24 protein-coding genes are annotated in these 25608 nt (G+C 45.3%); 10 read left to right on the forward strand and 14 right to left on the reverse strand.

Translation table 11 applies throughout. The annotated features are described in order from the left end of the window. Positions 1 to 2 precede the first annotated feature (2 nt). Positions 3 to 878: an energy-coupling factor ABC transporter ATP-binding protein gene (locus ACFQ0C_RS06450; RefSeq protein WP_379365082.1), complete on the forward strand. Its 876-nt coding sequence runs from the start codon at positions 3 to 5 to the stop codon at positions 876 to 878. A gap of 1109 nt (positions 879 to 1987) precedes the next feature. Further along, positions 1988 to 2434, forward strand: a complete 447-nt coding sequence (locus tag ACFQ0C_RS06455; RefSeq protein ID WP_379365084.1) for a FixH family protein — start codon at positions 1988 to 1990, stop codon at positions 2432 to 2434. Between the two features lie 167 nt (positions 2435 to 2601). Here ACFQ0C_RS06455 and ACFQ0C_RS06460 read toward each other — a convergent pair whose 3' ends face one another. Both ACFQ0C_RS06460 and ACFQ0C_RS06465 read right to left on the reverse strand, forming a co-directional pair. Next, the gene (locus tag ACFQ0C_RS06460; RefSeq protein ID WP_379365086.1) at positions 2602 to 3294 is read right to left on the reverse strand and encodes a sulfite exporter TauE/SafE family protein; all 693 of its coding nucleotides are present in this window, start codon (positions 3292 to 3294) and stop codon (positions 2602 to 2604) included. Between the two features lie 76 nt (positions 3295 to 3370). Further along, the gene (locus ACFQ0C_RS06465) at positions 3371 to 5626 is read right to left on the reverse strand and encodes a heavy metal translocating P-type ATPase (RefSeq protein ID WP_379365088.1); all 2256 of its coding nucleotides are present in this window, start codon (positions 5624 to 5626) and stop codon (positions 3371 to 3373) included. Positions 5627 to 5843: 217 nt separating this feature from the next. Here ACFQ0C_RS06465 and ACFQ0C_RS06470 point away from each other — a divergent pair, with 217 nt between their 5' ends. Together ACFQ0C_RS06470 and ACFQ0C_RS06475 are read left to right on the forward strand one after the other, a co-directional pair. Continuing rightward, positions 5844 to 6806 (forward strand): mannonate dehydratase, encoded by a 963-nt coding sequence (locus ACFQ0C_RS06470; protein ID WP_379365090.1) that lies wholly within the window; start codon positions 5844 to 5846, stop codon positions 6804 to 6806. 108 nt (positions 6807 to 6914) lie between these two features. Further along, positions 6915 to 7661 (forward strand): HpcH/HpaI aldolase family protein, encoded by a 747-nt coding sequence (locus ACFQ0C_RS06475; protein ID WP_379365092.1) that lies wholly within the window; start codon positions 6915 to 6917, stop codon positions 7659 to 7661. A 62-nt stretch (positions 7662 to 7723) separates the two neighbouring features. Here the strand turns inward: ACFQ0C_RS06475 and ACFQ0C_RS06480 are convergent, their stop codons facing one another. The 3 genes from ACFQ0C_RS06480 to ACFQ0C_RS06490 all read right to left on the reverse strand — a co-directional run bounded on the left by ACFQ0C_RS06480 (position 7724) and on the right by ACFQ0C_RS06490 (position 10456). After that, complete coding sequence (locus tag ACFQ0C_RS06480) at positions 7724 to 8791, reverse strand: HD-GYP domain-containing protein (protein ID WP_379365094.1); 1068 nt, start codon at positions 8789 to 8791, stop codon at positions 7724 to 7726. A 153-nt stretch (positions 8792 to 8944) separates the two neighbouring features. Beyond that, the gene (locus ACFQ0C_RS06485; RefSeq protein WP_379365096.1) at positions 8945 to 9976 is read right to left on the reverse strand and encodes a LacI family DNA-binding transcriptional regulator; all 1032 of its coding nucleotides are present in this window, start codon (positions 9974 to 9976) and stop codon (positions 8945 to 8947) included. Positions 9977 to 10033: 57 nt separating this feature from the next. Next, a complete protein-coding gene (locus tag ACFQ0C_RS06490) occupies positions 10034 to 10456 on the reverse strand; it encodes a VanZ family protein (RefSeq protein ID WP_379365098.1) in 423 nt (140 codons plus the stop codon). Between the two features lie 980 nt (positions 10457 to 11436). On the opposite strand from ACFQ0C_RS06490, the gene ACFQ0C_RS06495 reads away from it, so the two are divergent. Continuing rightward, the gene (locus ACFQ0C_RS06495) at positions 11437 to 12789 is read left to right on the forward strand and encodes an FAD-dependent oxidoreductase (RefSeq protein WP_379365100.1); all 1353 of its coding nucleotides are present in this window, start codon (positions 11437 to 11439) and stop codon (positions 12787 to 12789) included. A gap of 212 nt (positions 12790 to 13001) precedes the next feature. Here the strand turns inward: ACFQ0C_RS06495 and ACFQ0C_RS06500 are convergent, their stop codons facing one another. The 4 genes from ACFQ0C_RS06500 to ACFQ0C_RS06515 are packed head-to-tail and all read right to left on the reverse strand — an operon-like array spanning position 13002 to position 16770. After that, a complete protein-coding gene (locus ACFQ0C_RS06500) occupies positions 13002 to 14840 on the reverse strand; it encodes a SpoIIE family protein phosphatase (protein WP_379365102.1) in 1839 nt (612 codons plus the stop codon). Between the two features lie 3 nt (positions 14841 to 14843). Continuing rightward, complete coding sequence (locus tag ACFQ0C_RS06505; protein ID WP_379365104.1) at positions 14844 to 15809, reverse strand: sensor histidine kinase; 966 nt, start codon at positions 15807 to 15809, stop codon at positions 14844 to 14846. A 9-nt stretch (positions 15810 to 15818) separates the two neighbouring features. Next, positions 15819 to 16205, reverse strand: coding sequence for a DUF1987 domain-containing protein (locus tag ACFQ0C_RS06510; protein ID WP_379365106.1), 387 nt, complete (start codon positions 16203 to 16205; stop codon positions 15819 to 15821). A 19-nt stretch (positions 16206 to 16224) separates the two neighbouring features. Beyond that, complete coding sequence (locus ACFQ0C_RS06515; RefSeq protein WP_258211419.1) at positions 16225 to 16770, reverse strand: SiaB family protein kinase; 546 nt, start codon at positions 16768 to 16770, stop codon at positions 16225 to 16227. A gap of 332 nt (positions 16771 to 17102) precedes the next feature. On the opposite strand from ACFQ0C_RS06515, the gene ACFQ0C_RS06520 reads away from it, so the two are divergent. After that, positions 17103 to 17483 (forward strand): response regulator, encoded by a 381-nt coding sequence (locus tag ACFQ0C_RS06520; RefSeq protein WP_379365109.1) that lies wholly within the window; start codon positions 17103 to 17105, stop codon positions 17481 to 17483. After that, a complete protein-coding gene (locus ACFQ0C_RS06525; protein WP_379365111.1) occupies positions 17483 to 18388 on the forward strand; it encodes a hypothetical protein in 906 nt (301 codons plus the stop codon). Before ACFQ0C_RS06520 ends, ACFQ0C_RS06525 begins: the two co-directional genes overlap by 1 nt. 56 nt (positions 18389 to 18444) lie before the next feature. Here the strand turns inward: ACFQ0C_RS06525 and ACFQ0C_RS06530 are convergent, their stop codons facing one another. From ACFQ0C_RS06530 to ACFQ0C_RS06550, 5 genes are all read right to left on the reverse strand, one after another. After that, positions 18445 to 19746, reverse strand: a complete 1302-nt coding sequence (locus ACFQ0C_RS06530) for an FkbM family methyltransferase (protein ID WP_379365113.1) — start codon at positions 19744 to 19746, stop codon at positions 18445 to 18447. A 93-nt stretch (positions 19747 to 19839) separates the two neighbouring features. After that, the gene (locus ACFQ0C_RS06535) at positions 19840 to 20283 is read right to left on the reverse strand and encodes a VOC family protein (RefSeq protein WP_379365115.1); all 444 of its coding nucleotides are present in this window, start codon (positions 20281 to 20283) and stop codon (positions 19840 to 19842) included. A 30-nt stretch (positions 20284 to 20313) separates the two neighbouring features. Continuing rightward, positions 20314 to 20895 (reverse strand): NADPH-dependent FMN reductase, encoded by a 582-nt coding sequence (locus ACFQ0C_RS06540; protein ID WP_379365117.1) that lies wholly within the window; start codon positions 20893 to 20895, stop codon positions 20314 to 20316. 149 nt (positions 20896 to 21044) lie between these two features. After that, complete coding sequence (locus ACFQ0C_RS06545; RefSeq protein ID WP_379365119.1) at positions 21045 to 21692, reverse strand: response regulator; 648 nt, start codon at positions 21690 to 21692, stop codon at positions 21045 to 21047. Between the two features lie 29 nt (positions 21693 to 21721). After that, entirely contained in the window at positions 21722 to 23371 is a 1650-nt protein-coding gene (locus ACFQ0C_RS06550; protein WP_379365121.1) for a GAF domain-containing sensor histidine kinase, read from the reverse strand. A gap of 195 nt (positions 23372 to 23566) precedes the next feature. On the opposite strand from ACFQ0C_RS06550, the gene ACFQ0C_RS06555 reads away from it, so the two are divergent. The 3 genes from ACFQ0C_RS06555 (at position 23567) to ACFQ0C_RS06565 (ending at position 25522) form a co-directional block, all read left to right on the forward strand. Then, a complete protein-coding gene (locus ACFQ0C_RS06555) occupies positions 23567 to 23767 on the forward strand; it encodes a hypothetical protein (RefSeq protein ID WP_258211427.1) in 201 nt (66 codons plus the stop codon). Between the two features lie 146 nt (positions 23768 to 23913). After that, complete coding sequence (locus tag ACFQ0C_RS06560; protein ID WP_379365123.1) at positions 23914 to 24483, forward strand: sigma-70 family RNA polymerase sigma factor; 570 nt, start codon at positions 23914 to 23916, stop codon at positions 24481 to 24483. Then, positions 24476 to 25522, forward strand: coding sequence for a DUF4179 domain-containing protein (locus ACFQ0C_RS06565; protein WP_379365125.1), 1047 nt, complete (start codon positions 24476 to 24478; stop codon positions 25520 to 25522). Before ACFQ0C_RS06560 ends, ACFQ0C_RS06565 begins: the two co-directional genes overlap by 8 nt. Positions 25523 to 25608 lie beyond the last annotated feature (86 nt).

The raw sequence follows: 25608 nt of genomic DNA on the forward strand, positions 1-25608 counted from the left end.
GGGTGGATAAGGTAGATTCGATGCGCAAGCCGGTTGAAACCGTCTTTGAATTTAACAAGGTTAGCTATCGCTACAAGCAGGATAGAGCGGCAGCTCTTAATGAAATCAGCTTCGCTATACCACTAGGCAAAAAAACAGCCATTGTCGGACCAAACGGTGCCGGTAAATCAACGCTGATTTTTCATATGAATGGCTTGTTCAGCTCAGAATCCGGTGAAATCCTATTTAAAGGAGAACGCTTGAATAAGCAAATACAAGCTGAGCTTGTACGGCGGGTTGGAGTTGTATTCCAGGATCCGGATGATCAGATCATCTCAATGACAGTGAAGGATGATGTAGCGTTTGGACCGACACAACTGGGGCTTTCCTCAGGGGAAGCCAAGCAGCGGGCCATGGAAAGTATGGAGCTGGTAGGGGTAGCTCATCTGGCTGACCTGAATCCAAGCGAGCTGAGCTTCGGACAGAAGAAGCAGGTAGCTGTGGCCGGCGTTATAGCCATGGATACGGATGTGGTTATTTTGGATGAGCCTATGGCTTTTCTTGATCCATCCGGACAAAAGCATATCCAGAAAATAATGGAGCTGCTTATAACGAATGGGAAAACCGTCATTATCGCAACTCACAACATGCAGCTTGTTGCCGAATGGGCCGATCATGTAATCGTCGTGAAGGACGGGGCTTGCTTGGGGAATATGAGCCCGAGAGAGCTGTTCTGCGAGCATCCGCAGCTGCTGGAGGAGGCTAACCTGGACCTTCCTCCAGTGGCTCAGCTGTTCCAAGGTTTATGGGATGATCGCGCCTCTATGCCGATTCAAATAGAGGAGGCGCGACGTTGGATTCAAGCTCAGCGTGGCGTGAAGCAGGAAAGTAAAGATTGAAGGATTCGTCCTTGAGGACTGCGCAGCCGATTATGACCTACATTCTTGAAAGTTAAATGGATTCATCGCTCTGAACTGTTTGGAGGAAAATCATGTACTTCTCACTGAAGTCTATGATTTTCGTTTAGCTGCAGTATTCGACCAAGCTCCATGCAGCATCGTAGCATACGCCCATGATTCGCATGCGTCGAGTAATACATGGAAATTCTCCTGCTAATTCTCCATGGATCTCGTTAAAAATCAATTTAACTGGAAAACCTCACGTAAATTGGTCGCTATTGGACAGAATTGATCGATATAGGTGAAATTAGCAGGAGGATTTCCAGTTATATGGATATAAAACAACCAAGCAGGCCTAATAGCTGGATAAATTCCTGCTAAATCCATTGTCGACCGCAATCTGCACTACCTAGAGAAATGCCCATGTAGCCCGTGGTGCCACATCCCAATCTCCACTCCATCCCCATCTCCATCCCCATCTCCCCTCTTCCCTCTTCTGTTATCAAGCACAAACGTAAATTGTACATACAGGACGCCGCATGGCGTTTTTTATCAACTAAAGTTTTATCCAAAAAATGGATATACGCTATTCCGTCATCCACGCCGTTAGCTTCATTAAGCCTTCTCGATCGCTATGAAAAACACAATTTTTGTGCCAAGCTCAATATCACGAAATTCCACGATACGGCTCGATCGACATGAATCTTTTTCGCAATATTTGCACCAACAACCAGAGTACCTTCTGTAATTCGCGTAATACGTTGTTTCTGTTCTGTTTCTGTTTCTGTTTCATTTTATACTTCCTATGTGCGCCCCTTTTCGTATGTGGGTTTGTTCTTACCGGAACGATTCCCAGTACTCTAGAGGTGCATTTTTCATTCAAAGCTCAAATTGTTTCATTACAGGAATGACTCCTAATGCGCCAAGCAGCGAATGAATATAAGCATAAGCATGGACCTGCAGGCACACCTAAGTCTTACCTTGCTAGTCGAAAAAGGCATAAACCTGCGCGTGCCGCGATAATTATTAGAAGAGCTTCATTCGAACTCCTCTCGATGAGGCTGTACTATTGATTATCAGCTTATGCTCAAGGAAAGCAGGTAGATAATATGATCATAAATCGGGGCAACATGATCTTCTGCTGTACGGCTGTGCTTGCTGTCATTGCGTTTTTGGGATGGCTGATGACCGGAGCCGGTATAGGTGCGGCTTCACCTTCTTACAGGCCGACAACAGAGCTTGTGCAGGAACCTTACACGTTTCAAGTGAGTTTGACCAATTCAACAGAGGCCGTCATGCTGAAGCATAATCCGTTCACAGTCACAATTCATAATGCTGATCAACGACCCGCAAGCGGAGCTACGGTGGACATAACGATCTATATGCCTGATATGTTCTGTGGAACCAGTACAGTCAAAGCTAAGGAAATCAAGCCTGGAGTTTATCAGGGGGACGGAATTCCGTTGATGGCTGGGAAATCAGCAGCTGAAGTGAAAGTGCAATTAGATGGGCGGACGTTTACAGTTGAGCATCCTTTTTTGACGGTACGCCGATAATCGATGGGGAACCCCCTGTGGGGTTCGACCGACAGCTATGCAATCCCGCAACGTGCGCCCGGGATTCGCGCGCGCTGGAAATAAAGTCGCGCTCGTGAATCGCATAATCGACTGTCATCAATTAAAGACAGATTTCCTTAACATCTACAAAGAGTACCCTCGCTTCTTCACCACAACCACGGATGTATGCTGGGAATCCAGCTGTTAGCGGCCATCCCGCGCAGCACAGATAGAACGCCAATCCATATAGCCACAGCTTGACCGGCCCAGAGCAGCTTACCGCGCAGAGATTTCTTGAATACTCCGGCGAACAAACCGGCAAAATACAGCGCAGGCAGTGTTGCTAGCCCAAACACTGCCATAATCAAGGCTCCGCTCCATGCTCCGCTGCTGGATGCTGCATTCATCTGCATCGCGTAGGTCATCCCGCAAGGGATAAACCCAAGCAGCACGCCGCTGCCATAGATGGCACTCATTTCTCTGCGGTTTTTCAGCTTCAGTGATAAGCTTCTGAGAAAAGGAATTCGCAGAGGTCCCCAGCTGCCCAAAGGAATTGCGTATTTTCTAAAAACCCAAAGCAAAATAAGTACTCCGCCTGCAATGCTCGCTATCCCCTGCAGCCCGGCAAGCTTCCCTGCCGTTTCCACGAAGGAGCCCACAGTTCCCATAAGGGCCCCCAGCCCCGTATAGGTCGTTATTCTGCCCAGATTATATGCAGAAACCGCACGAAACGCACTCGCCTCGGCATTAAGAGCAAAGCCGCTGACCGTTCCTCCACACATACCTATACAGTGAGGGGCTCCCAGAATACCGGTCAATGCGGCGAGCATAAGACCATCCATATTTACAATAAAGAACACTCCTTCAAGTCAGACTTACTTTCCCCTTCCTCAATTGCCAGCTTCTTTCATCCATATTCGCAAATTACATAATTTATTAAGAACGACGCAGCCTTAATGCATTGCATAATACGGTTACGGAGCTGAATGCCATAGCCGTACAGGCCATCCAGGGAGCAAGATAACCACTGACTGCAAATGGAATCGCCATCGCATTATAAAGCAGCGAAAATCCGAGATTTTGCCGGATAACGCGCATCGTACTGCGGCTGATGTGGATCATTCGGATTAAACCGTTCAAATCGTTTTTTAGCAGTATGACATCTGCCGCCGCCTTGGCAACATCCGTTCCACGAGCCACAGCTATACCTATATCCGCAGCAGACAAGGCCGGAGCATCGTTAATGCCATCGCCCACCATGGTTACTTTGCGGCCTTGCTCCTGCAGCTCCTTAACCAATGCCGCCTTGCCCTCCGGCAGTCGTTCAGCAAAAACATGCCGAATTCCGGCTTGTCTTGCTATTGCCTCGGCGGTAGACCGATGATCACCGGTCACCATCATCACTGTGATTCCAAGCGCATTAAGCTGCTGCACTGCCTTGCGTGACGTCGGCTTAATGATGTCGCTCAAAGCAACAGCGCCGGCCCAGGCTCCGTCTATAGCTGCAAACACAACGTTGCAACCCTGCTGCTCCCATCGCTCAATGCGGTTGAATGCAGGAAGCGGAGGCACCCCCTGCTCCAGCAGCCATTTGCGTGTTCCCACAAGCACTTCCCTTCCTTCAACGTTAGCACGAATCCCATGCCCTGGGATTGCAGCGAAGCTCCCGCATTCCGGCAGAACCAGCCTTTGCAGCTTTGCAGCCTCAACGATTGGGTGGGCCAGCGGATGTTCGGAATGCTGCTCTGCTGCCGCAAGTGTGCGAAGTAACGATGACTCGGATCCGCGCACCGCCATAATTCCGACCAGCTTAGGTAAACCAACCGTTATGGTTCCGGTTTTATCCAGAAGCAGCACATCAGTACGGGGAACTATTTCCAAATGCTTGCCTTCTTTGAATAAAATGCCCGATTGGGCTGCCCTGCCTGAACCAACCAATATCGATGTAGGTGTAGCCAATCCAAGTGCGCATGGGCAAGCAATAAGCAGCACCGATATTCCCTTCTCCAGCGCCCCTCCGGCTTCACCCGGCTCCAGGAGCAAATACCATATGGCATATGTGACTGATGCCAATGCAATAATAACAGGCACAAATACGGCGGAAATACTATCCGCCAATCGTTGAATAGGAGCTTTCGATGTCTGAGCTTCCTCCATTAACCCTATCATTCGCGCCAATGTCGAGCTGGCGCCTACCTCAACCGCCTTCACTTTCAATACACCGTTAGTATTGATCGTTCCACTGATTACACGAGCTCCCGGCTGTTTGTCTACCGGAATACTCTCTCCGCTGACCATCGCCTCATTAACAGCGGAATGGCCCTCAACTACATAACCGTCGGCCGGAATACTTTCACCCGGGCGTACAATAAGAAGGTCCCCGCTGCATATCTCAGCGAATGGAACCCGAAACTCTTGGCCTCCCCTCACGACATGTGCCGTTACAGGGCGCAGTGCATACATTTGCTGCAGACTGCCTAATGTTCTTTTGCGTGCTATCGCTTCCAGCCATTTTCCGAACCAGACAATGGTCATAATCATCACACTGGCATCAAAATACAATGCTGCATGCTGGCTCACCACGCCCGATGCCTCATGAGCAGCATGACCCATAGTAGGATGAAACATCAGATAATGGCTGTATACATAAGCAGCTGAAGTACCCATTACTACCAGTACGTCCATATTGGCGCTGCCATTTTTCAAAGCATGAAAAGCTTTTACATAAAAAGGGAGACCTATGATAAACTGCACCGGTGTTGCAATGGCCAATTGAAACCAGGGGTTGACGATTAAGTCAGGAACCCATAAGGCCGATGAGAAGTCATGATGTTTCGCCATAGCCCAAATAAAAGGCAGCATTAGTATAAATGAGATTATAAACCTCAAGCCGGTGCGTCGAATCTCAAACGAATCGTCAGCATCCCGAAGCTCCTGTTTGGCTGCAAAAGAGCTTCGCTTACGAACAGTGAATCCCAACTGCTCTATTTTGCTTTCAATTTGCTCCATGCTGGCTTTATCCGGAATAATTGCCACAGAAGCCCGGTGCAGCGCTAAGTTGACATTTATTCGTTCAACACCGTCTATTCTTCCTACAACCTTTTCTATTCGTGCTGCGCATGTTGCGCATGTCATTCCGGAAATATCCAAAACTAACTGCTGCACCGCCGGTTGTCCACTCAAGTGACTCACTCCATTTATATATAAAATTGCGATCTACCCACAACTAATATATGGACTGGCTGGAGTATTCATGACCCTCGAAGCAAAATATCAAAGGACAATTGGTCATTATTCACCTAAGAAAACGTTCTCAAATAACCTCTACCGTGGTACAATCGACATGTTGTTCACCCAAGTACAGGTATGAAAATTAGGCTTTCCTTACAGAAACGGAGGAGATTCAACCTTGAAAGTATCAGTTACACTCACCCGAACCGATGTATCGGACAGCCACCTGAGGCTGCTAACACAAATTGGTGTCGACTGCATTGACTTTGGAAATGGATCCTCATTTGCAGGAGTTAAGGAACAGGGCTACCCTGATTTGGACGAGCTTATTAAACTCAAGAAACGAATTCAATCTTGGGGAATGGACATCAATCGAGTAACGTTACCAGATATATCAAGTCGCTTTGTGGAACAATTGGAGGGCTCCGAACAAGAGCTCGAGTATTCAGTAGTGGCTATGAAAGTATTTGGCGAAGCCGGAATTCCTATGGTGCGCCAAAGAATTCAAGGTGATAACCGATTTGATAAAAATGTAATGTACAATGCCAAACAACGTGGGGGCTTGACTGCACGCGGCGAGAATTGGGCCAACATTATGACCGGACTTCCCACCAAAGAAGAGCAGGAACACTGGTGGTCCCGCTTTTGTGATGTTTATTCGCAGTTGGTACCGGCCGCAGAGGAACATAAGCTGCTGCTGGCCATGCACCCTACAGATACCCCGCTTCCGGGAATGCCTTACAGCAGCCTTGGCTTTCACCGGATCATTGATGCTTTTCCAAGTAAAAGGGTCGGTTACGTATACTGTGTAGGAACAAGGGGCGAGGCTGGAGGATCTTCGCTTGTGTTGGACGAGATCCAAAATTACGGACGCAAGGGCCGGATCTTTTCTGTACACTTGCGTAATGTCAGGGGGAGCCTGGCGACTGCCTATGGCTTTGAAGAAGCGCTTCTGGATGACGGCGATATGAATATGTTCAGAATCGTACTGGCATTAAATAAAATAGGGTTTAGCGGTTGTTTGAATGCAGACCATATGCCTCAATTAGAGGGCGATGACAACAACCACCTGTTGGCGTGGACTTATTCCGTAGGTTACATAAAAGCACTGCTTGCTGCATTAGCGGAATTTAACGGTTAGTTGCGGCCGACATTACTCCAAGAATCGTAAGCGTATTCAAGCTTTTCGATGTATCGGCCATCATGCATATAATTTTACAACTTTATTATTGAGGAGAGACAACAAGCTATGAGTAACCCAATCAAACAAATGATGAAAGAAGGCAAATCTGCACTTGGCTGCTTTGTCGGCATTTATTCTCCGGCTCTGGCAGAAATCTTAGGCCATTCCGGCTTCGACTTCGTGCTAATTGATAATGAGCATGGTTCATTCAGCTGGTCGGAGGTTGAGGAAATGATTCGTGCCTGCGAAGTAGCAGGCGTAACTCCAATTGTGCGTGTGGTCAGCTCTGCACCTTCGGAAATACTTAAAGCTCTAGACCGTGGAGCCAAGGGCGTTCATGTCCCGCAGATTAACACAGGAGAGGAAGCTCGCGCTGTGGTCGCAGCTGCCAAATTCCCTCCGCTCGGCAACCGGGGTGCCGCTTACTCCGTACGTGCCGCGCAATACGGTCTAAGGAAAGGCCGCAGCTATTTACAGCAGAGCAACGATGATGTCCTCGTCTGCGTTCATATTGAAACTCCGCAAGCTGTCGAGCACATTGATGATATTATGCAAAGCGGCATCGATCTCGCCTTTGTCGGACCTACCGACTTGTCTGTCAGCGTCGGATATCCGGACCAGCAAAATCATCCCGAGCTCAAAGCAATGCATGATAAAGTCCTTGCCGCCGGGCGTAAATATGGAATTCCCGTAGGTATCCTTGCTCCAGACCGGGCCATGCTGGAGCAGCATAGAGCATGGGGTGCCGATTATATCGGGTTGAACCTGACCTCGATGCTGTACAGCACGTTCACCTCGTTTACCAACCGCTGATACTAAAAACCGCCTTATAGATCGGCTGTTGAATAAGCTGATCGTAAGGCGGTTTTATACGTTCAGTATGTTTTTTGCAGCGCAGCCATCCTTAGATCGGATTCCACTAACTGTTCTGCAGGTATCATCTCTTCGCGCACCAGAACCTTCAAGAAAGCATCGGCCACCTGCGGATCAAACTGCGTACCGCTGTGCCTCCTCAGCTCTTCAGCCGCTGTTTCAATTGAAAGCTTCTGCCGATAGGAACGGTTCGTTGTCATAGCATCGAAGGCGTCGCTCGCCGCCAGAATCCGTGCTCCGAGTGGTATTTCCTCCCCCTTCAAACCTAACGGGTAGCCACGGCCGTCCATACGCTCATGATGATGCCGGATCATTTCAGAAGCTCCAAGCTCCTGCAGTCGCTTGATATCCTTTATAATTTGATAGCCATCCTCCGCATGACGCTTCATAATTTCGAACTCTTCATCCGTAAGTCTGCTCTCCTTTTGCAGAATGCCTTCAGGCGTCCCGATCTTGCCGATATCATGTATCAATCCAGCGAGATGTACAGCTTCTATCTCCCGCTTCGATAACCCCAACTCTGTAGCGATTTTCTGTGCATAGCCGGCTACATTTTTGGAATGAAACGAGGTGTAAGGATCGCGAGCATCAATCGTTTTAGAAAAGGATAATATCGTATTCATAAACAATTCTTCGTATTCAGCTTTTTGCCGGAAGTTACGCCGAGAAACAATGACAACCCGATGCATTAACAAAGCTACTACCAGCATGCCTCCCGCACCTGCCAATGCAATCCAGCCGGTTTCCGTGAAATAGAGCCACAAAGCAACCACTGCAGCAGCAAAAGTCCCTACCAAATATACATTCAATACAAATAATGCAAAAATAATGACCGGCACAGCATAAATCCCTAACAGTGCAGGGTGGTAGTGGGTAGCATTCAACCAAATAGCCGTAACCAGACTGATCCCCATAAGAATCCAGAGCCCGACTATTGTGCGCTTGTTCAATTGTACCGGGCAGAAATGCACGCTGTTCTTAAGCAAACTGCCCATCCTCAAAACATCCGATCCACTTTCCTGAAGCCCAGGACTTCCTTTTGAGGTGACGTGTTCATAATCTGTTTTCAATCCTATCCGCCTCCTGTACCTGAAAATATTCTAGGTAAATCGACCTATTTGTATGTTCAGAGTACACCTGCCCGAATAGCTTGTCAACTTATACCATTTGTACTTTTAGTAAAGAAGCTGTGTTTCGTCCCTTATCTTGATATGACTAATCCCTCAAGCAAACGCCACTGTATTTCCAGGCTGGAAACCGGCCCTCAGTCGAATATGCTCATAGGGCTGCTGAGGATTGGCAATACGCCACAGCATCCGATCAGCCGCCCGATAGCCTGTCTCCCGAATAAGCAGCGACGGCCTGTCCACCAGTGGCAGCATTGCCGAAGGCTCATTTAGAAATCCGATGAACGAGCATTCCCGGGGAATCTCCACAAGAGACTTTAAGCGGTAATAGATTGGGATCACATCTTCATCTATTCCACAAATAACTGCTGTTGGTGCTGCCTTTTTGAATCTTTGCTCCACCAAGTCCAGCCACTGCTCGTCATTGCGGCGCTCTTCAACAACATGCTGCTCCGGTCGAATGTCTCCACCACACTCTTTCATAGCTTCCACAAACGCCTGCCAACGTAAAATAAACCCCCTCTGCGAGCTTACGTCCCCTACGTACATAATGTTGCGATGTCCTTTGCGATGTAAGGTTCGAACGCATACATACATCGCTTCGTACACATCCCATACCACGCTGTCCACCTTCGCTTCCGGCGGCGGGAAATTCAACAATATTCGTGGAGCATCCAGCTGCAAAAGCCGCTCCTCAAACCAATCCGGTGTGACGCGGGGCGCAATAAAGATGCCATCTGCATACAGAATCGATTGGTCCTCTACCCACTCCTCGAACCGTGCAGGCTGCAAGCTTTGCGGTAAAACCAACGGAGTGATACGGTGTCCATATTCTGCAAACCGCTCATGAAGCCCCTGCATCAAGAGCCGGTGAAAGCCAAGCGACTGCTCGCTTTGTACAAGCACAAACCGCCGTTGGAACACCGGATAAGGAGGGATACGATCTTGTTCCAGCTGCCGCAGCTGCTCTTTGGTTCGATAGCCCTTTTCATTGGCTTTTTGCCAAATCAATTGCCTCGTTTCCTCAGACATGCCTGGATGCCCCCGAAGTGCCTTGGATATCGTTTGAATCGTGACGCCAAGCTCGTTGGCAAGATCCTTTAGCGTGACACTCTTTTTTCTCGACAAGGCTTCTTCCCTCACCTTCCAAGATTTTCGTTCCAATTCCCTGTTCCATAGACAACCTCAAGGTCTGTTACCTTTAAAAAATCGTGACTTGCGGATTTGGAAAAATAAAAACAAAACAACAATCGCACCAAATGAATCAATTCCAACATCAGTTATTGCAGGAGTCCGTCCTGGTGTAAAAATTTGATGAAATTCATCTGTCGCGCCATATAGAGTGGTTAAAATCCAGGCTATTGCTAGCGCTCGCTTTCTTTTTTGGTTCGCAAGGAAAAGAAAGAGGGCAAGCAAACCAAACAAGCTAACATGCGCCATTTTTCTAATTATTAAATCAAGAATGTTTACAATTGCTGGTGGAGCACTTGTTAAATTTTTTACTATCCATGACGTATTTTCGCTTGTAGCTGCAGGAGATTCAGTGATACAAAAAATCATTACGCACCAGGCTAGTGCAATTATCCACCACATCGAGCTTTTTGACATTTAAATTCACCCCGAAGTTGAGTGTATCTTAAATATGATGTTTTTGTAAAATCGTACTTCGTTGTTGATTTATTTTACAGATTAGCTTGTAACTATTGTAGCTTTTCCCCAATATCACTCATATTACGACAACTGTTTTCGAGCACCTTCTTACTTGCTATCTGTTAATCTATGGTTAATTTGAAAGAAGAGGAGTGTTCGTATATGAAAAGTTATGAACAATTACATATAGAAATTAATAGGGTCCAAGATGAAATCTCATTCCTGTATAAAAAACATGATGCATTAAAAAAGGAACTTCAAGATGTTTGTCCGCATGAAAACAAGCTCTCAGTTAACTCACTAGATTATTCGTCAGTGCCCCAGCATGTAGATTATTGCATGGATTGCAGGAAATTTTATATTTGATTTGTTTTACTTCATCCACGGAAGTGTGGAGCAATAGTGGAAGCACTTGTTCCTCTAAAAGCTGGAAAGCACAAAAATCAGAGAGATACGGGAACAGCCAGTTCCGTTATCTCTCTGATTTTAGGCAAAATGCTCCTATTCGCCCATCATAACGGAACTCCGGCTTCCGCTATCGCATTAGATTGGAGGCTGATGATGGAATAACGGAAATCTCAGTTCCGTACAATATCCTCCAGGGATCATCGCAGCGCATCGCATCACAGCTTCGCCACTACCCTTTCGATGAAGATACCTTCCTGTCTTAAAGGCAGCTTTTTTTTGCGAGATAAGAAAGATGAACCTCCGCTACAAACGCTACTCTAATCTCTTTAAAAAAGAGCCACTTTCGCCCCTTGATGTCCCCCCTAGCCATGCTTAAGCCGCACAGTCCCGCAATAACTACGAAATACCATTCCTACTAAGGCACTTCCTATACCAGCCATTTCTTTAAACTAAAGTTAAACTAATTTTAATGTTTATTTTCTTTTATACTTAAAACCAATTCATGATGCAGATAACGAGGAGTGAAACGAATGTCCACAGCTAACCAAACTATAAAAGCAGACATTGTCGTAGTAGGAGGCGGTCCCGCCGGCGTATGTGCGGCTATTGCAGCGGGAAGGAGCGGAGCATCGACGGTTCTGATTGAACGATACGGCTTTGTTGGAGGAATGTCCACGGCAGCATTAGTGTATCCCTGGATGACCTTCCATACAACGGATGGCAAGCAGGTGATTCGAGGGTTAGGTCAAGAAATTATTGACCGTCTAGCCGCTCAAGGTGCTTCGCCAGGTCACTTGCGGGATACTGTCGGATTCGTACACACAATTACCCCCTACCATCCGGAGGTTTATAAAATATTAGCGGTCGACATGCTTAAGGAAGCCGGAGTGCGGCTGCTGCTTCACAGCTTCACCGATGCCGTACAAGTGAACGATGGACGTATCCATTCCATTCAAGTGACTGGCAAATCCGGACGGATCCATGTTGAGGGCAGTATCTTCATCGATACAACAGGCGATGCGGATATCGCATATTTATCAGGAGCTCCCTGCTTAAAAGGGCGTGAGGAGGACGGCAAAACACAGCCAATGACGATGAAATTCCGTATGCGAGGAGTCGATCTGGCGAAGGTCAAGCAATATATGCTCGACCATCCGGATGAGTTTTATAGAAAAACTCCGTTCGCGGAGCTGCGGGAGCTGCCTTTGTCCGGTGTAATGGGCTATTTCAAACATTGGAAGGAAGCGAACCTGCCTATTAATCGCGATCAGGTCTTGTTCTTTACAGGTCCTAATGAGGATGAGGTGCTCGTGAACACCACGCGCGTACAGGGTATGGACGGCACTAACATCGAGGACTTGACTGAAGCGGAAACGTTAGGACGCAAGCAGGTTATGCAGGTTGCTGATTTTATGACCAAAAACTTGCCCGGCTTTGAACGGGCATCCATTTCACAGGTCGGTGCGCAAATAGGAGTAAGGGAAACAAGACGAATTGATGGCGCTTATGCGCTTCAGGTTGCAGATGTCGTGGAAGGCCGCCGCTTCGATGATGTAATTGCGCGCAGCGGATATCCAATCGACATCCACGATCCGTCAGGAAAAGGCGTTACAGCCGCATGGGTGGAAGGCGATGGCGCTTATGACATTCCATACCGCTGCCTGCTCCCGCAAGGTATCGACAATTTATTAACTGGCGGAAGATGCATCTCCACCACTCATGAAGCGTTAGCTACGACTCGCCTGACTCCGAGCTGTATGGCTACCGGGCAAGCCGCTGGAACAGCTGCAGGAATCGCTTTCCGGCATGGCTTGAATCCGGGCGATATCAACATCACGGAGCTGCAGCAGGCGTTAAGAGAAGGCGATGCCGTCCTGGATTAACACCTTCATCTATTCATCGCCAAATTAGCTTGCATACAAAAAACCGTCAAGGTTGTGAACAGCGCTGAGCTGCACCCCTGACGGTTTTTCTTATAATATTAGCGAGAAAGTATAAGTTCGAACCGGAGGTTCACCTTTCTAATATTGCAAAAAAAGCCACCGCTAAGACACGGATGTATCTTCCTCGAAAGGGCTTCGATCAGAAGCTTTTCTTATCCAACCTTAAATGCCAGCAGCGTAATATCATCCCGCTGCGGTTCCCCGTTACGATAGGCCTCAAGCATCCCCCGGAAATAAGGCTCCTGTTCGGATAAAGGCATGTTCATCCCCTCCTGCAGCATCTGCACAAAACGTTGGCGCCCAAAGGAATAATTCTGGGGTCCACCATTCTGATCGATGAAGCCGTCTGAAATCATGTAAACCGAAGCTGACTTATTCGCCTCAACTACTATGTTCGTAAACAAGTAGCTGTTATCCGTTTTATTATACCCGATACTTTTCCGGTCACCTTTGAATATTTTCAGCTCTTGCCCATCGGATACATAAAGCGTACTTTTCGCTCCGGCAAATATAAGGTTACCTTCATTGCTCACATAGCATAGGCCAAGGTCCAAGCCATCATCGGTTCTCGAACGCCCCTGCTCCTGCTGAAGCGTTTGCTTGATAAGCTGGTTTAAACGTTGAAGAATCTGCGCCGGATTTTCTTTATTGCTGTCATTCGTAATTTGGTTCAGAATCGACACTGATACCATCGTCATGAATGCTCCCGGCACTCCATGTCCGGTACAGTCGCCTACAGCAACCAGATAGCCGCTATCAAATGACTTGACCCAGTAGAAGTCGCCCCCTACGGTATCCCGCGGATTCCAAATCAAGAAATGTTCATTCCATAATTTGTTTAGTCTTTCCTTAGGCGGCAAGATGGCCTCTTGAATCCGTTTGGCATAATCAATGCTGTCAACGAGCTTTTCTTTTTGCTCCCACAGCTCCCTTGTACGCTCCGTTACTTTGCTTTCGAGCTCCTCGTTTAGCTGCAGCGCTCTTTTAAAAGGATTGGCAAGCCGAGTGGATACATAATAGAAAATAAAAATGATTGCAATAATGCTCATCAATGCGGCTGCCGCTGTATTTACTTTAATTGTGCTTAAAAAGCCCACTGTTTCGCTGCGCGGAATTTGATACACAATTCTCCAATTGGCAGAAGACTCCAGCGGGTAGCTAATCAGATCAATGAGCTCTCCCTTGTCATTCGTGTATTCCAATATTTGCGGTTGAAAGTTAGACTTGCCTTCCTTTTGACCTGCTGTCATTACGATAGTTTTTACCGTACTGGGCAGAAATGCATCGAGCATTTGACCGTCATGCTCCAATTTATCCGATAAATGGATTTTTCCCGTCCCGTCAACCATCCATAAATTACTATTTTTCCCATACTTATAATTGGTAAATTCCTCTGACATACTTTTCAAGCTCATACCCACGCCTGCTACAGCAATAGGATTATTAACATCACCCATCAGAACATTAACAAAAACAAACGTATCCTGCCGCTGCGCGTTAAAATCCAATTGGACATTAACCTGCTGCTTGGACGCCAGTGCTTTAAAAAACCATTGATCGTCCGGATTGGATTCTTGGAGCGTCCCTATAATGCTTCCGTTCTCGCCCCAATAATGCTTTGTAATTGCGCTTACAATAAAAGTATTGTTGTAATCGAACTCTTTTGCCAGCTTCTGAATTCTCTCTACGGCATCCTTACCGGCCTGCTCATCCTTTTCTCCGCTTAGCACCCATCGATTAATTCCCGGATCCTGCGCGAGCAGGCTTGAGGTTTCCTTAGCTCTTTCAATTCGGCCATCCACATTGGAAGCAATAGACCGAACCATGAAGGCAAGATCCTTCTCCTTAAGCTTCTTAACGGCTTCCTTTGCAGTAATAAAATAAACTATGGATCCCACCAGCAGGATAGAAATAATAATAACCAGGCTAGCGAAAATAACGACTTTGAATACCCCTTGATCTTGTCGAATGGATTTTAGCTTAATTTCCATGGGCTACCTCATATTTAATAGTCTGATTGGCAGTGAAAAATAAAAACTGGCTCCTTCACCTGGCTTACTGCTAACCCCCATTTGCCCACGATGCTTTTTAATGATTTCATGGGCAATGGCTAGTCCTAAGCCTGTTCCTCCTGGAGCTTGCTTATGCTTCGTTTTCTCCCCCCGAAAAAAGCGGTTGAACACATTAGGGATAGAAGATTCCTCAATACCTGGACCGGAATCACTTACCTTTAGCGTACAGATAGACAGCTCTGCATCCACCTCACATTGAAAATGAATGGCCCCTCCCTTGGGGGTATACTTAAATGCATTAGAGATCAAATTATTCATTACTTGTTCAATACGGACTGAATCTACAGAAACAACGGCAAGTTTTGACTCCGGCACACCTTGTAGGGGGTCCATAGCAAACAAATACCCGCGATCATTAATTTCCAATTCAAACTTATTTTTAAACATCGCGTATAAGCTCTCTACCAGAATATCCTCAAATTCCATCTTCGTCTGATTCGCTTCCAGCTTGGATATTTCAAAAAGATCCTCAACCAATTGATTAATAAGAACCGTTTTGTTATAGATCATCTGTAAATAGTTCGCGTTCGGCTCAATAATGCTATCGAGCATAGCTCTTAAATAGCCTTGGATAGATGTCATCGGCGTTCCGAGCTCATGTGAAATATCCGTAAGAAGCTGCATTCTCGATTCTTCCATCTGCTTCAAGTGCTCATTGTATTGGCGAATCTCTGATTCTTGGCGTTTCACATTCTCACCTTGAATATCGCTGATTCTGAATATTTTAGTCGTCAGCTTGATCAGGCTTTCGTATTCTTGAATAAGCTGCTCAAAATGCGGCAGCAGCTCATTCTCTCTATATTTTTCTTTATTAGTAAGGAGCCCACGAGCGGATTCCAAATATTTGAGTTCATTATGAAAAATGTTCGATTTTTCATTACTATCCATAAGCTCATTCTATTCCTTTTCCAAAGGCAAAATATGAAACGGCAAGCTCATATCCTCTTTAAATTCTTCAGCGCATTCCAATTCGCTTTCATTGTCCTCGCTGTAATACCAACTTAAATTCAGTGACTTTCCATCGAGATGAGCCTGATCCAATTTCTCCAGCAGCATCATAATGCATTTGGAGCTGCTTGTATTAATGTAAGGCAATGTAAAATGAACCTGAACTTTTTCCGTCGTCAGCTTCTGTAAATATTCATCTATCCAAAGAAAAATAGGTTCATAAAATTTAAATGAATTTTCAGGGTATGACTGGCCTTTAACCGAAAGGATATGGCGGATCCCATCGAAATTCACTTCCGGTGTACTTTTTGTACCTTGAATTTGTAATATATCCATCATAATCTCTCCCAGCCGCCTAAACGACAGCTCTTAATGTAAAAAATGAGAATTGCTTATCAACCGGCGTTATCGTATACTCCAACGGCTGAGCAGCCTTTCTAGCTATGTCCAACAACCCGATTCCTGCTCCCAACGAGTCAGGGGGTAAATCCTGTTTGAGCTTTTCCTTGTAAAGCTTCTTTAAATCCGTCTTCTCAAGTCCGTTCAATTCATCCAAAATTTCTGTAAGATTACTGACGTTCTCATTCTCAATTAAATTGCCTGAGCTTACGTAATTTCCAGAATCCGTCCGTCCGATTGTCACAATACATGAGCTGGAAATTTGGGCGTAGGCCTCTGTTCCCTCTTTGCTCTTGCAATAATTTTTAATATTTTGCGTTTGTTCAATAAAAATGGAAAAAATATTGTAAATATCATTTTTTGGACGGTCTTCCGTTTCCAAATACTTTTTGACCGCCTCACCTAACTCTTCAATAATTTCCTGCGAGAATTTCCCTGAAAAACTGATCAGTAAGCCATAATTTCTTAACATATGCTGCAATTCCAACAAACTGTTGCTCATTCACAATCCTCCCCCGGACCGTCCAAACTATACTCTTAAATATTCATTGCTTCCGAAATAGTCAAGCTGACTATCTAAATCTTAATATTTCGATATTTTTTTCAAAAAACCTTTTTTTACAACAAAATACAGTTAGTACTTTTGGCATATTTCCATAACAATGTTTCCTAATTATTCACTTCTTCTTCATGCAACTATGCTTTTCCTTTATGTTATGACAAAATTTGCATAATTTCATCTTGTGTTAATTATTTATGTGTTATATTATCTTACATATAATAAACATTTCATTGGGTAAATGCGGATTATATATAACAAGGGGTGGTATTATTATGTATGGTTTGAAGATTCTTTTGTGCGATGATTCCTTATTGGTGCGCAAAAAACTGAGGGGCGCTCTAGCTGAACAAGGTTTCACCCAGCTATTCGAAGCTGCAGATGGAGAGGAAGCCGTAGCATTCTGTCAAACAGATACACCCGATTTGGTCTTGCTGGATATCGTAATGCCAAAAAAAGACGGAATCGAAGCTCTTCAGGAAATCAAACAAATCAACCCCTCTATCCATGTTGTTATCGCATCTTCGGTAGGGACTCAGAGCAACCTTATAAAAGCAATTAAGCTCGGAGCAAATAACTTCCTGCAAAAGCCTGTTACCACCCAAGCCATCGTAGACGTCATCCAAAAAATTGTTGACGAACGAGGTGAGCGATAATGTTCGCCCAATACTTCGGTCAATATTTACTAAATCAAGGCCTCTTATCAGCCTCTGAATTAAAGCAAGCCATTTCCATGCAAAAGCTGACACGGGTGAAGCTTGGAGTTCTGGCCATTAATTATGGTTACATGTCGGCCGCACAGGTGGAAACCGTTCATCAAATTCAGATGAAGCTGGATAAAAAATTCGGAGAAATTGCCATTGAGCTCAACTTTCTTAGCGAGGAGATCGTGAGCAGCCTGCTAGACTCCCAGCAAAACGCTCATCTTGCACTCGGTCAAGTACTGATAGATCAAGGGATCATGACTTACGAAGGATTCGCCGACGCCCTGGAGCAATACAAGAAGGAATACAGTCTCACTGATGACCAGTTTGACTCGATTATTAAAGGCAGTATCGAGATATTATTGGATACGGTGCTGTTGAAAGGCGGATTATACAAAAATCCCGCAATTTCCGATTACATTGGTTTGTTTGCCAAAAACCTCATTCGTTTTATTGATAGCGACATTCGTTTGGAGCTAAGTGAACATGGTGATAGTATCACTTTGGATTGGGTAACGGAGCAGCATATTCTTACCCCCAACCGCTATACATCCCGATTTACGGCCATTGGCGGCTCGGAGTCTTCAATCCTGCTGTTTGCTTCCAAATATGCTCAAGAGACGGTAGATGAACCGGGAGAAATGATGGGGGCTTGTATAGGAGAGTTTCTAAACTTGCATAACGGTATATACTTAGTCAATTTATCCAATCAGAATGTGGAGCTGGACTTGGAGCCGCAAATAGTTATTCGTGGAGCCGCATTCCTTCCTGCATCTCCTGTGAAGGTTCGTGTACATGTAATTGGTCTTGACTGGAGTGTAACGCTAATTATCGGGGACTTATCAGAGCTGCTGTAATAGAAAGTGAATGAGCGCCCTCCTTCCACTGAATTTTGTGGGGTGAGGCGCTCATTTTAATCACATATGGCAAACAGGACCGTTTCTTCCGCATAGATGGTGTAATGCCCCAAATAGAAACGATAACCTAAATTTAATTCATTGATGTATCCCGCTATATCCTCAAAATCGCTTATTTGATGATAGATTGTAATTGCAAGCTTGGGTCTGAAGGCTTTTAGCGTCTCCTTTGCCCCTTTTAATGCGCTCCATTCAGCTCCTTCAATATCCATTTTAATAAAATCAATCCGATCCAGGCTCTTTTGCTTAACCAAGCCGTCGATCGATAACGTCAGCGTTGTACCGCAATCCCCGTCTATTTTGGAAAATGCAACAAAGCTTGCAGGTCCCTTATCTATATAGTAAAGCAACTGGTCAGAATCACTCCATACTGGATGCTCCACGATCGAGATGCGTTCTTGAAGCGATGAATTGAGCTGCAAATTTCTTTTCATAATTTCCAAATTGCTCGGAATGAATTCGAATGTATACACATGTCCCGCTTCCCCAACCTCATGGGCAAAATAAAGAGCGGTATCTCCAAAGCACCCTCCTGCATCAATAACAATATCCCTGGGCTCTGCTTTAATTGAAGGAGTCATCCTGCCATACTCATACTGCTTTTCAACAAACGTAGCACTCACCCCAATAGGAAAACAGTAAAAATTAATAGCATAACCAAGAGGACGTAAATCAAAAAGATGCAAATTCCATTGATGAAACCGGGTCTTAATTGCTTCCTCCGAGCTTTTCAGCTGCCTTACAAATTGCCGGCGAGACCAATATTCAGGTACATTTAAAGGAAGCATCACTTTCTTGTTCCCCAGCATCCGGAAGGCAAGCAATTTAATTAATAAATCACGGGAAGACGGATCGGCGAGACTATAATAAAGATTAGCTATTCCTTGCAGATGCTTTACGATCTGGGCTCTTTCATACCTTGGATTTACTACAAGTGTATCCGAAATAGCTCTGCACATTAATTCGAACATTTCGAAATCAATATTATAACGGTAATCATTTCCGAGGTTTTCAAGCAGTTCCTTTATAAGCACATCCAAGAAATCAGAATTAGCCACATTTGCATTCTCTGATTCATACTGTATGGATCGCTCCGTCATGTATAATTCCAATTTCATGATTTCACAAAGGTACGGATCGGCACACACTTCAATTGCTTTGGAATTAATAAATTTAGCTTCCGCTAAACGGCCATGGGCATAGTATAGTTTTGCAAGTCTATTAAGCAGCAAGGAATTGCCGATATCCAGTAGCAAGCTCTCTTTAAGCGCATTTTCGCCTGCTTCCATGATTATCATTCACAACCTTTCGGTATGAGTTATTTAAAATCCTTTCATCAAATTATGACAAGGACTCCTCCACCGGCACGGCCTGCACCTACAGTACTCTACTTAATTCCATTCGCCTAAATAAGGTACGGATTCAAAGGCTCTGGGCTCACCAGGTATTCTCGAATAAAATTCCAATTCGTTTCCATCCGGATCGTCAAAGTAAATGGCTGCCGCCGGGTCACTGGCATGAACAATGGGCTCAGCGCCCTCTCTGCCAAAAACAGGCTTGGATGCAATTCCTCTGTCAGCAAGCCATTCCTTTGCCTTCAATAAATTTTCTAAGGTTACATTAAAAGCGATATGACGTTTATTCACAACTCCACCCTCATTAACTTGCCATAATCCCAGCATAGTTTCGTATTCGAAGTATTTATTAAATACTATAAAAGCAATTTTTCTTCTAATACTCCTTGAATCAATTACTAATCCCAGACTTTCGTAGAACTCTATGGAACGCTCTAAATTACTTACCTGCAGATGAGTTTCATAAATGCCTCTAATCATTCAAAATCACTCCTCCTTGTGCATTGTCTTTTAAATGGAGCTCCCTGCGCCTGTTGAATCGAAACGTCCGCGAACAAGCTGAGTCAGATCAAGGAATGAGCCAAGCACACGGTGTATGCGGTCATCCACTTCCTGTCCGCCTTCATATCCGCTGTCTTGCCCCGTTTCAAACCATTTGCGCTGCATGCCCCCGATCGAAATCCATTCCGGAGCATTGATGCCATGGAGATTTCTCATGATAGACTGCAGCTGCTGCAGCGAACTGACACCGACCGCACCTCCTGCGGAGCTGACGGAAAGCACAGGTTTTCCGCTAAAATGAACTTGGCCGAGGTGGTCCAGTGCGTTTTTCAACACCCCGCTCATCCCGCCATGATATTCAGGTGTTGCTAAAACAACCCCATCGGCCTCAAACAGCCAACGTTTAAGTTTAAGTAAATCTGCATGTTCCTGGAATGATTCATCAGGTGAATAGAAAGGCAATGGCGACTGATATAGATCGAACATGCTAACCTTATGGCCTTTTTGCAGCATCAGACGCTCTATATACTCGGCTAATCGAGTGCTGGTGGATGCTTTACGGTTGCCCCCTGCTATAATTACAATATTCATATTTATCAACCCTTTCAGTAAGTCGTTTAGATAAACCTATCTTAACGTAGCTTAGAGACACATACGTCAGTAGAAAGACTGATTTTAAAGCACAAAAACGCTCAACCTTCGGGCTGAACGCTTCTACGACTTTAGTCTTAGCCTGTATGTTATTTATCCAAACCTCTTTTGACCGCAAAAATCGCAGCCTGTGTACGGTCCGTCATACCAAGCTTGTCGAGCACATGGCTGACGTGGGTTTTGACCGTCTTCTCCGTTATGTGCAGAGCTTCACTAATCTCCTTATTGCTCATGCCGCTTGCGATATGCCGCAGCACCTCCTGCTCTCTAGGGGTCAGCATGAAAGGGGAACGGCTGGAAGCATCCAACAGCTCAGGTGCAGCTACGTGGTTCATCAGCTGTCCTGCAGCCTCAGAGTGCAGCTCGACATGTCCTTCATAAACCCGTCGAATAGCACGCACAAGCTCTTCAGGATCGATATCCTTCAGCAGATAACCCTTGGCGCCTGCACGAATGGCTGGGAGTACATGATCCTGATCGGAGAATGAGGTCAGAACGATTACTTTTACATTCGGATGAGTTATCTTGAGCCGCTTCGTTGCTTCAATACCATTCAATACGGGCATATTCAAATCTATCAATACAATATCCGGAGACAAATCGCCAACTTTGTCAAGCATATCCTGACCATTAACCGCCTCACCGACCAGCTCTAAATCCGGCAGCGTTCCAAGGAACACCTGCAGTCCCTTACGTACAATCGCGTGATCGTCAGCTAGCAGTAATTTGATTGTCATTCGAATTTTCACCTCTTTTAAGATTACAGCTAGCGTAATGGAATGACCGCATGGATAGTCGTTCCTTTACGATAAACGCTCGTAATTGTTAATTGGCCGCCGAGTGCTTCCGCGCGTTCTTTCATGGTCGAAAGCCCTAGCGATGCAGGCTTTGACTGATTGAGACGATTCTTCGATATTCCGCGTCCGTTGTCAGAGATACGCAGCACAGCTTCTTCTGCGGTTAGCTGCAAAGCAATTTCCGCCTGAGATATGCCGGCATGCTTGGACACATTATTGAGTGCTTCCTGGCCGATTCGCCAAAGTGTCTCTTCAACAGGACGAGGTAAATCCACAACCCCAAGCAGCTGCGTGGTTATGTGCAGATTAAGCTTTTCCCCGTAAGCTTTCAATGAGGTAACGAGCCCTGTCTCAAGTCCGGCAGGCCGAAGCTGCATGACAAGACCGCGCATTTCCTTAAGCGCATGCTGCGAAAGTGACTGCATGTCCCTTACAGAAGATAGAACCGCCTCTGAGTCATGGTTAAGCAAGCTTTCCACCCCTTTGGCTGTCATGGAAAGCGAGAACAGGATTTGACAGACAGAGTCGTGCAAATCGCGAGCCAGACGATTCCTCTCCTCCAAGCGGGTCAGCTCCCGCTGCTTTTCCTGTAGATAGGCGCCTTCCATTGCTAAGGCAATATGTTCCAGCACGGCTTCAAGCACTTTTCCGTCAACATGATGCGATTGCGCTCTTTGTTTCTTGCAGCCGATAAGGAGGATGCTGGCCATTGCTGTATCCGCGAACGGTAACGGAGCGGCCAATACATCGGAAAAGGATTGAAGCGCCTCATCCAGCTCCTCACAGCCTGTCAGCATGGCAATCTCAGCACTCCCGACAGCTGTAAAGCTATACTCGCGGGCAACATTCTTGAGCCAGCTTGCAGCAGCCAGAGGAACGCGGCTATTAGGGCTTATGATGCCGCCTCGTATTGACACGCTGCGCCATACAAAGCTGCTCCCATCCAGCTCGATCCATGCGGTAACAGGCCAATCGAAGTGTACATCGATTAGAGCCATCGCGTGCTCCATTATCTGCTTGGGGGACTTGCCTGCACTCTTAACCGCGGCGAGCGCACTGCTGAATTCGCCAAGCCTTGCGAATAAATCAGCCCGGTGCTGCTCAGCGGCATATAAATGCATACGTTCAATCGCACTGCCTATCTGGAAGGCTACTGCTTGCAGCAAAGCCAGCTCCTCATCCATGAAGCGAGTTTTCCCTGGTGCTGCTACATTAAGCACACCAAAACGACGGTCCCCTGAAAATAGCGGCACAGTAGCATGGTGGGTAATACCCAGCGTGTCCCCCCACCGGTACTCCACTGCATTCTCAAGCCTTTTACAATTCAAAATATTCACGGCATTATTCAGCCGTCCATGCCTATAGCGATCCAGACACCAGCATGAACCACAATGCATCGGCTGCTTTTCATTATGCATTAAAGCTGGAGGAAGATGCCGATCTGCCACACATTCATATTCCCGAGAGCCGTCGACAAGAAATATCCAACCCGATGTAAGCCCGGTCAGCTTTAGCAATTTTTCGAGAACCGTATCGAGCATAAGTGTAAGGTCGTTCGATTGATTCAATGTCTCGGCGATTGTTTTGAGAGTAATTAACTCCTGCATGCGAGGATCCATTGCCCTAACCTCACTCCTTCGTTTGCAGTAAAATGGTAGACATTCTTGTCTTATAAATTCGAGAAAAATCCACCAATATCCTTTATGCCTCACTTAAACCTTAAGTGCACCTTGACTTATCTTAGCGCTCAGCAGCTTTTAAAATTTAATGATCTGTGGTAACTTGGTTTAATACAAACACTGGAGGGTAATAAAATGTCTAAACAGCAGCAAAGATGGAATTTAAAGCTCAAAAAAAGCAATTCGTATTTAGGAACCGTCTACTTAGGGGAACCGCTTCCACTAATCGAGGATGTAATTATGATTGGAGATAAAAAATACTCAATCATTGAAATCATTCCGGGAACCACTCACGATTCGAGTGACGTTTTTGTAGAAGAAGCCAAGAAGAAATAGGCTGCCGCTCTCGTATCACTACATAATTATGGAAAACCCAGTCTGCTGCATAGGCAAACTGGGTTTTTATTATGAAATAGTTGATACACAAATGACCCTGTTTGTTACCTTTTAAGCGTATAGATAAAGAGGTGAGAGACCGTATCATGTTCAATTACAAATGGATTGGCAGCAGCAAAGGAACTGCTATAGCTTCTTCACAGCAAGAGGCTGCAGCATCAAGCTATATAGAAGGATTAATCACGGATTATCAAAGTGAACTGCTTCATCTGGCCATGTCGTATTTAAACGATTACCAACTGGCACAGGATTGTATACAAGAAGTTTTTATAACCGCTTATCATAAGGTTGATGCGAATAAGGAAAGAGCCTCGGTCCGCAAATGGTTAAAGGTATGTACAATAAACCGATGTAAAAGCATGCTGCGCTCAACCTTTTGGCGAAGATTAGTATTTTTGGAGCAGGATTTACTTAATGCAGTGTCCCCAGCGAGAAGGGACAACTATTCAAGCTTGGACGAAACAGGTGTATTGGAAGAAGTTATGAAGCTTTCAATTAAATACCGTGAAGTGATTATCCTTCACTATTATCAGGATATGTCCCTGCAAGAGATCTCATCGGTTCTAAAAATCGGTGCTGAAGCAACAAGGACCCGGCTCAGAAGGGCAAAGAAGCAGTTAAAAGGAATGCTTAAAGGAGATGATATTAATGAATAGCCCAATGGATGAATTACTAAGACATAGCGCATCCAAGGTGAATCAGAAGCCACTGGTTCTGCAAATAAGGTCGCCTGAAAAAGAAATCGTGCAGTTGCGAATGAACAAACGTTTCGCAGCTCTTGGCTTATCTTTGGTTGCATGCATCCTTCTAGTCATATTTTCATTCTCCCCTCATGTCCTGGCTTACGTAGTAAATCTTTTAAAGTCGGATCATCTGTATCAACAAATAGCCGAGAAAGGACTTATCACGACTGTAGGGAAAGGAGCTTCCAATCGTGGCATTACAATAAATGTAGAAAATGTATATGTGGATCAAAATGTAATTGTATTGGATATGATTCAAACTTTTACAAAAGAAACGATAAATCAACCCTTATTAAGCAGCAAAGATGTTCAACTATTTATTAATGGTAATAAACTGGGATCTCACTCTGGAGGGCAATTTGATGTACTTCCCGATGGTAGATATGGCGGTATTATTTATTACAATGACCTTAATGATAATCCAGAGGGACCGAAATTACCGGAACAATTTGAGCTTACAGTCAAAGTTGACACTATTGGAACCGTCAAAGGAGGTTGGACAATCAAATTGCCGGTATCCCGCAAACTTTCAGATCAGGCTACAAAAATCTACGAACCTGCCGCTTCATATAAGGTAGCTGATTTCAACATAACGGTTTCAAAAGTAATTATTGGCCCCCTTTATACCTTCATTGATTTTGAAGTAACCATGCCCGAAAACAATTCAATTGGCAATATGTTTAACCCTTCTTCCATCGCCTGGCTTAAAGTTGAAGACGAAAAGGGAGAAACCATGGGGAAAGTCATGCTAAATAAAGAGCAAAAAAGGAAAGGCAACCAGGCAACAATGAGCTTTACCGAAAAATTTGCAACTCTCAAAAAACTTCCTAAGCTGCTGTTGTTTGTACCAGAACATAGTGTACCAGTTGAAATTACAGATAGTACAGATACGATGCTGCACTTCCGTGGAGAGCCTATCGAAGAATTCAAATTTCATATTGACCTGCAATAAGTAAGCTCAGGCGATATACCTCTCAAGGACTCAGTTGTATAAAAAAAGGACAAAATCCGCTCTTTAGCGGGTTTTGTCCTTTTTGT

The sequence above is a fragment of the Paenibacillus sp. GCM10027630 genome (assembly GCF_042676305.1).
GTDB lineage: Bacteria > Bacillota > Bacilli > Paenibacillales > NBRC-103111 > Paenibacillus_S.

Coding starts and splice junctions, on each gene's coding strand:
- ACFQ0C_RS06545 (WP_379365119.1), bottom strand. CDS start 21,692: ATGACAATCAAATTACTGCTAGCTGACGATCACGCGATTGTACGTAAG.
- ACFQ0C_RS06560 (WP_379365123.1), top strand. CDS start 23,914: ATGTTCAATTACAAATGGATTGGCAGCAGCAAAGGAACTGCTATAGCT.
- ACFQ0C_RS06495 (WP_379365100.1), top strand. CDS start 11,437: ATGTCCACAGCTAACCAAACTATAAAAGCAGACATTGTCGTAGTAGGA.
- ACFQ0C_RS06455 (WP_379365084.1), top strand. CDS start 1,988: ATGATCATAAATCGGGGCAACATGATCTTCTGCTGTACGGCTGTGCTT.
- ACFQ0C_RS06555 (WP_258211427.1), top strand. CDS start 23,567: ATGTCTAAACAGCAGCAAAGATGGAATTTAAAGCTCAAAAAAAGCAAT.
- ACFQ0C_RS06540 (WP_379365117.1), bottom strand. CDS start 20,895: ATGAATATTGTAATTATAGCAGGGGGCAACCGTAAAGCATCCACCAGC.
- ACFQ0C_RS06535 (WP_379365115.1), bottom strand. CDS start 20,283: ATGATTAGAGGCATTTATGAAACTCATCTGCAGGTAAGTAATTTAGAG.
- ACFQ0C_RS06530 (WP_379365113.1), bottom strand. CDS start 19,746: ATGATAATCATGGAAGCAGGCGAAAATGCGCTTAAAGAGAGCTTGCTA.
- ACFQ0C_RS06500 (WP_379365102.1), bottom strand. CDS start 14,840: ATGGAAATTAAGCTAAAATCCATTCGACAAGATCAAGGGGTATTCAAA.
- ACFQ0C_RS06510 (WP_379365106.1), bottom strand. CDS start 16,205: ATGGATATATTACAAATTCAAGGTACAAAAAGTACACCGGAAGTGAAT.
- ACFQ0C_RS06515 (WP_258211419.1), bottom strand. CDS start 16,770: ATGAGCAACAGTTTGTTGGAATTGCAGCATATGTTAAGAAATTATGGC.
- ACFQ0C_RS06475 (WP_379365092.1), top strand. CDS start 6,915: ATGAGTAACCCAATCAAACAAATGATGAAAGAAGGCAAATCTGCACTT.
- ACFQ0C_RS06505 (WP_379365104.1), bottom strand. CDS start 15,809: ATGGATAGTAATGAAAAATCGAACATTTTTCATAATGAACTCAAATAT.
- ACFQ0C_RS06490 (WP_379365098.1), bottom strand. CDS start 10,456: ATGTCAAAAAGCTCGATGTGGTGGATAATTGCACTAGCCTGGTGCGTA.
- ACFQ0C_RS06520 (WP_379365109.1), top strand. CDS start 17,103: ATGTATGGTTTGAAGATTCTTTTGTGCGATGATTCCTTATTGGTGCGC.
- ACFQ0C_RS06565 (WP_379365125.1), top strand. CDS start 24,476: ATGAATAGCCCAATGGATGAATTACTAAGACATAGCGCATCCAAGGTG.
- ACFQ0C_RS06550 (WP_379365121.1), bottom strand. CDS start 23,371: ATGGATCCTCGCATGCAGGAGTTAATTACTCTCAAAACAATCGCCGAG.
- ACFQ0C_RS06525 (WP_379365111.1), top strand. CDS start 17,483: ATGTTCGCCCAATACTTCGGTCAATATTTACTAAATCAAGGCCTCTTA.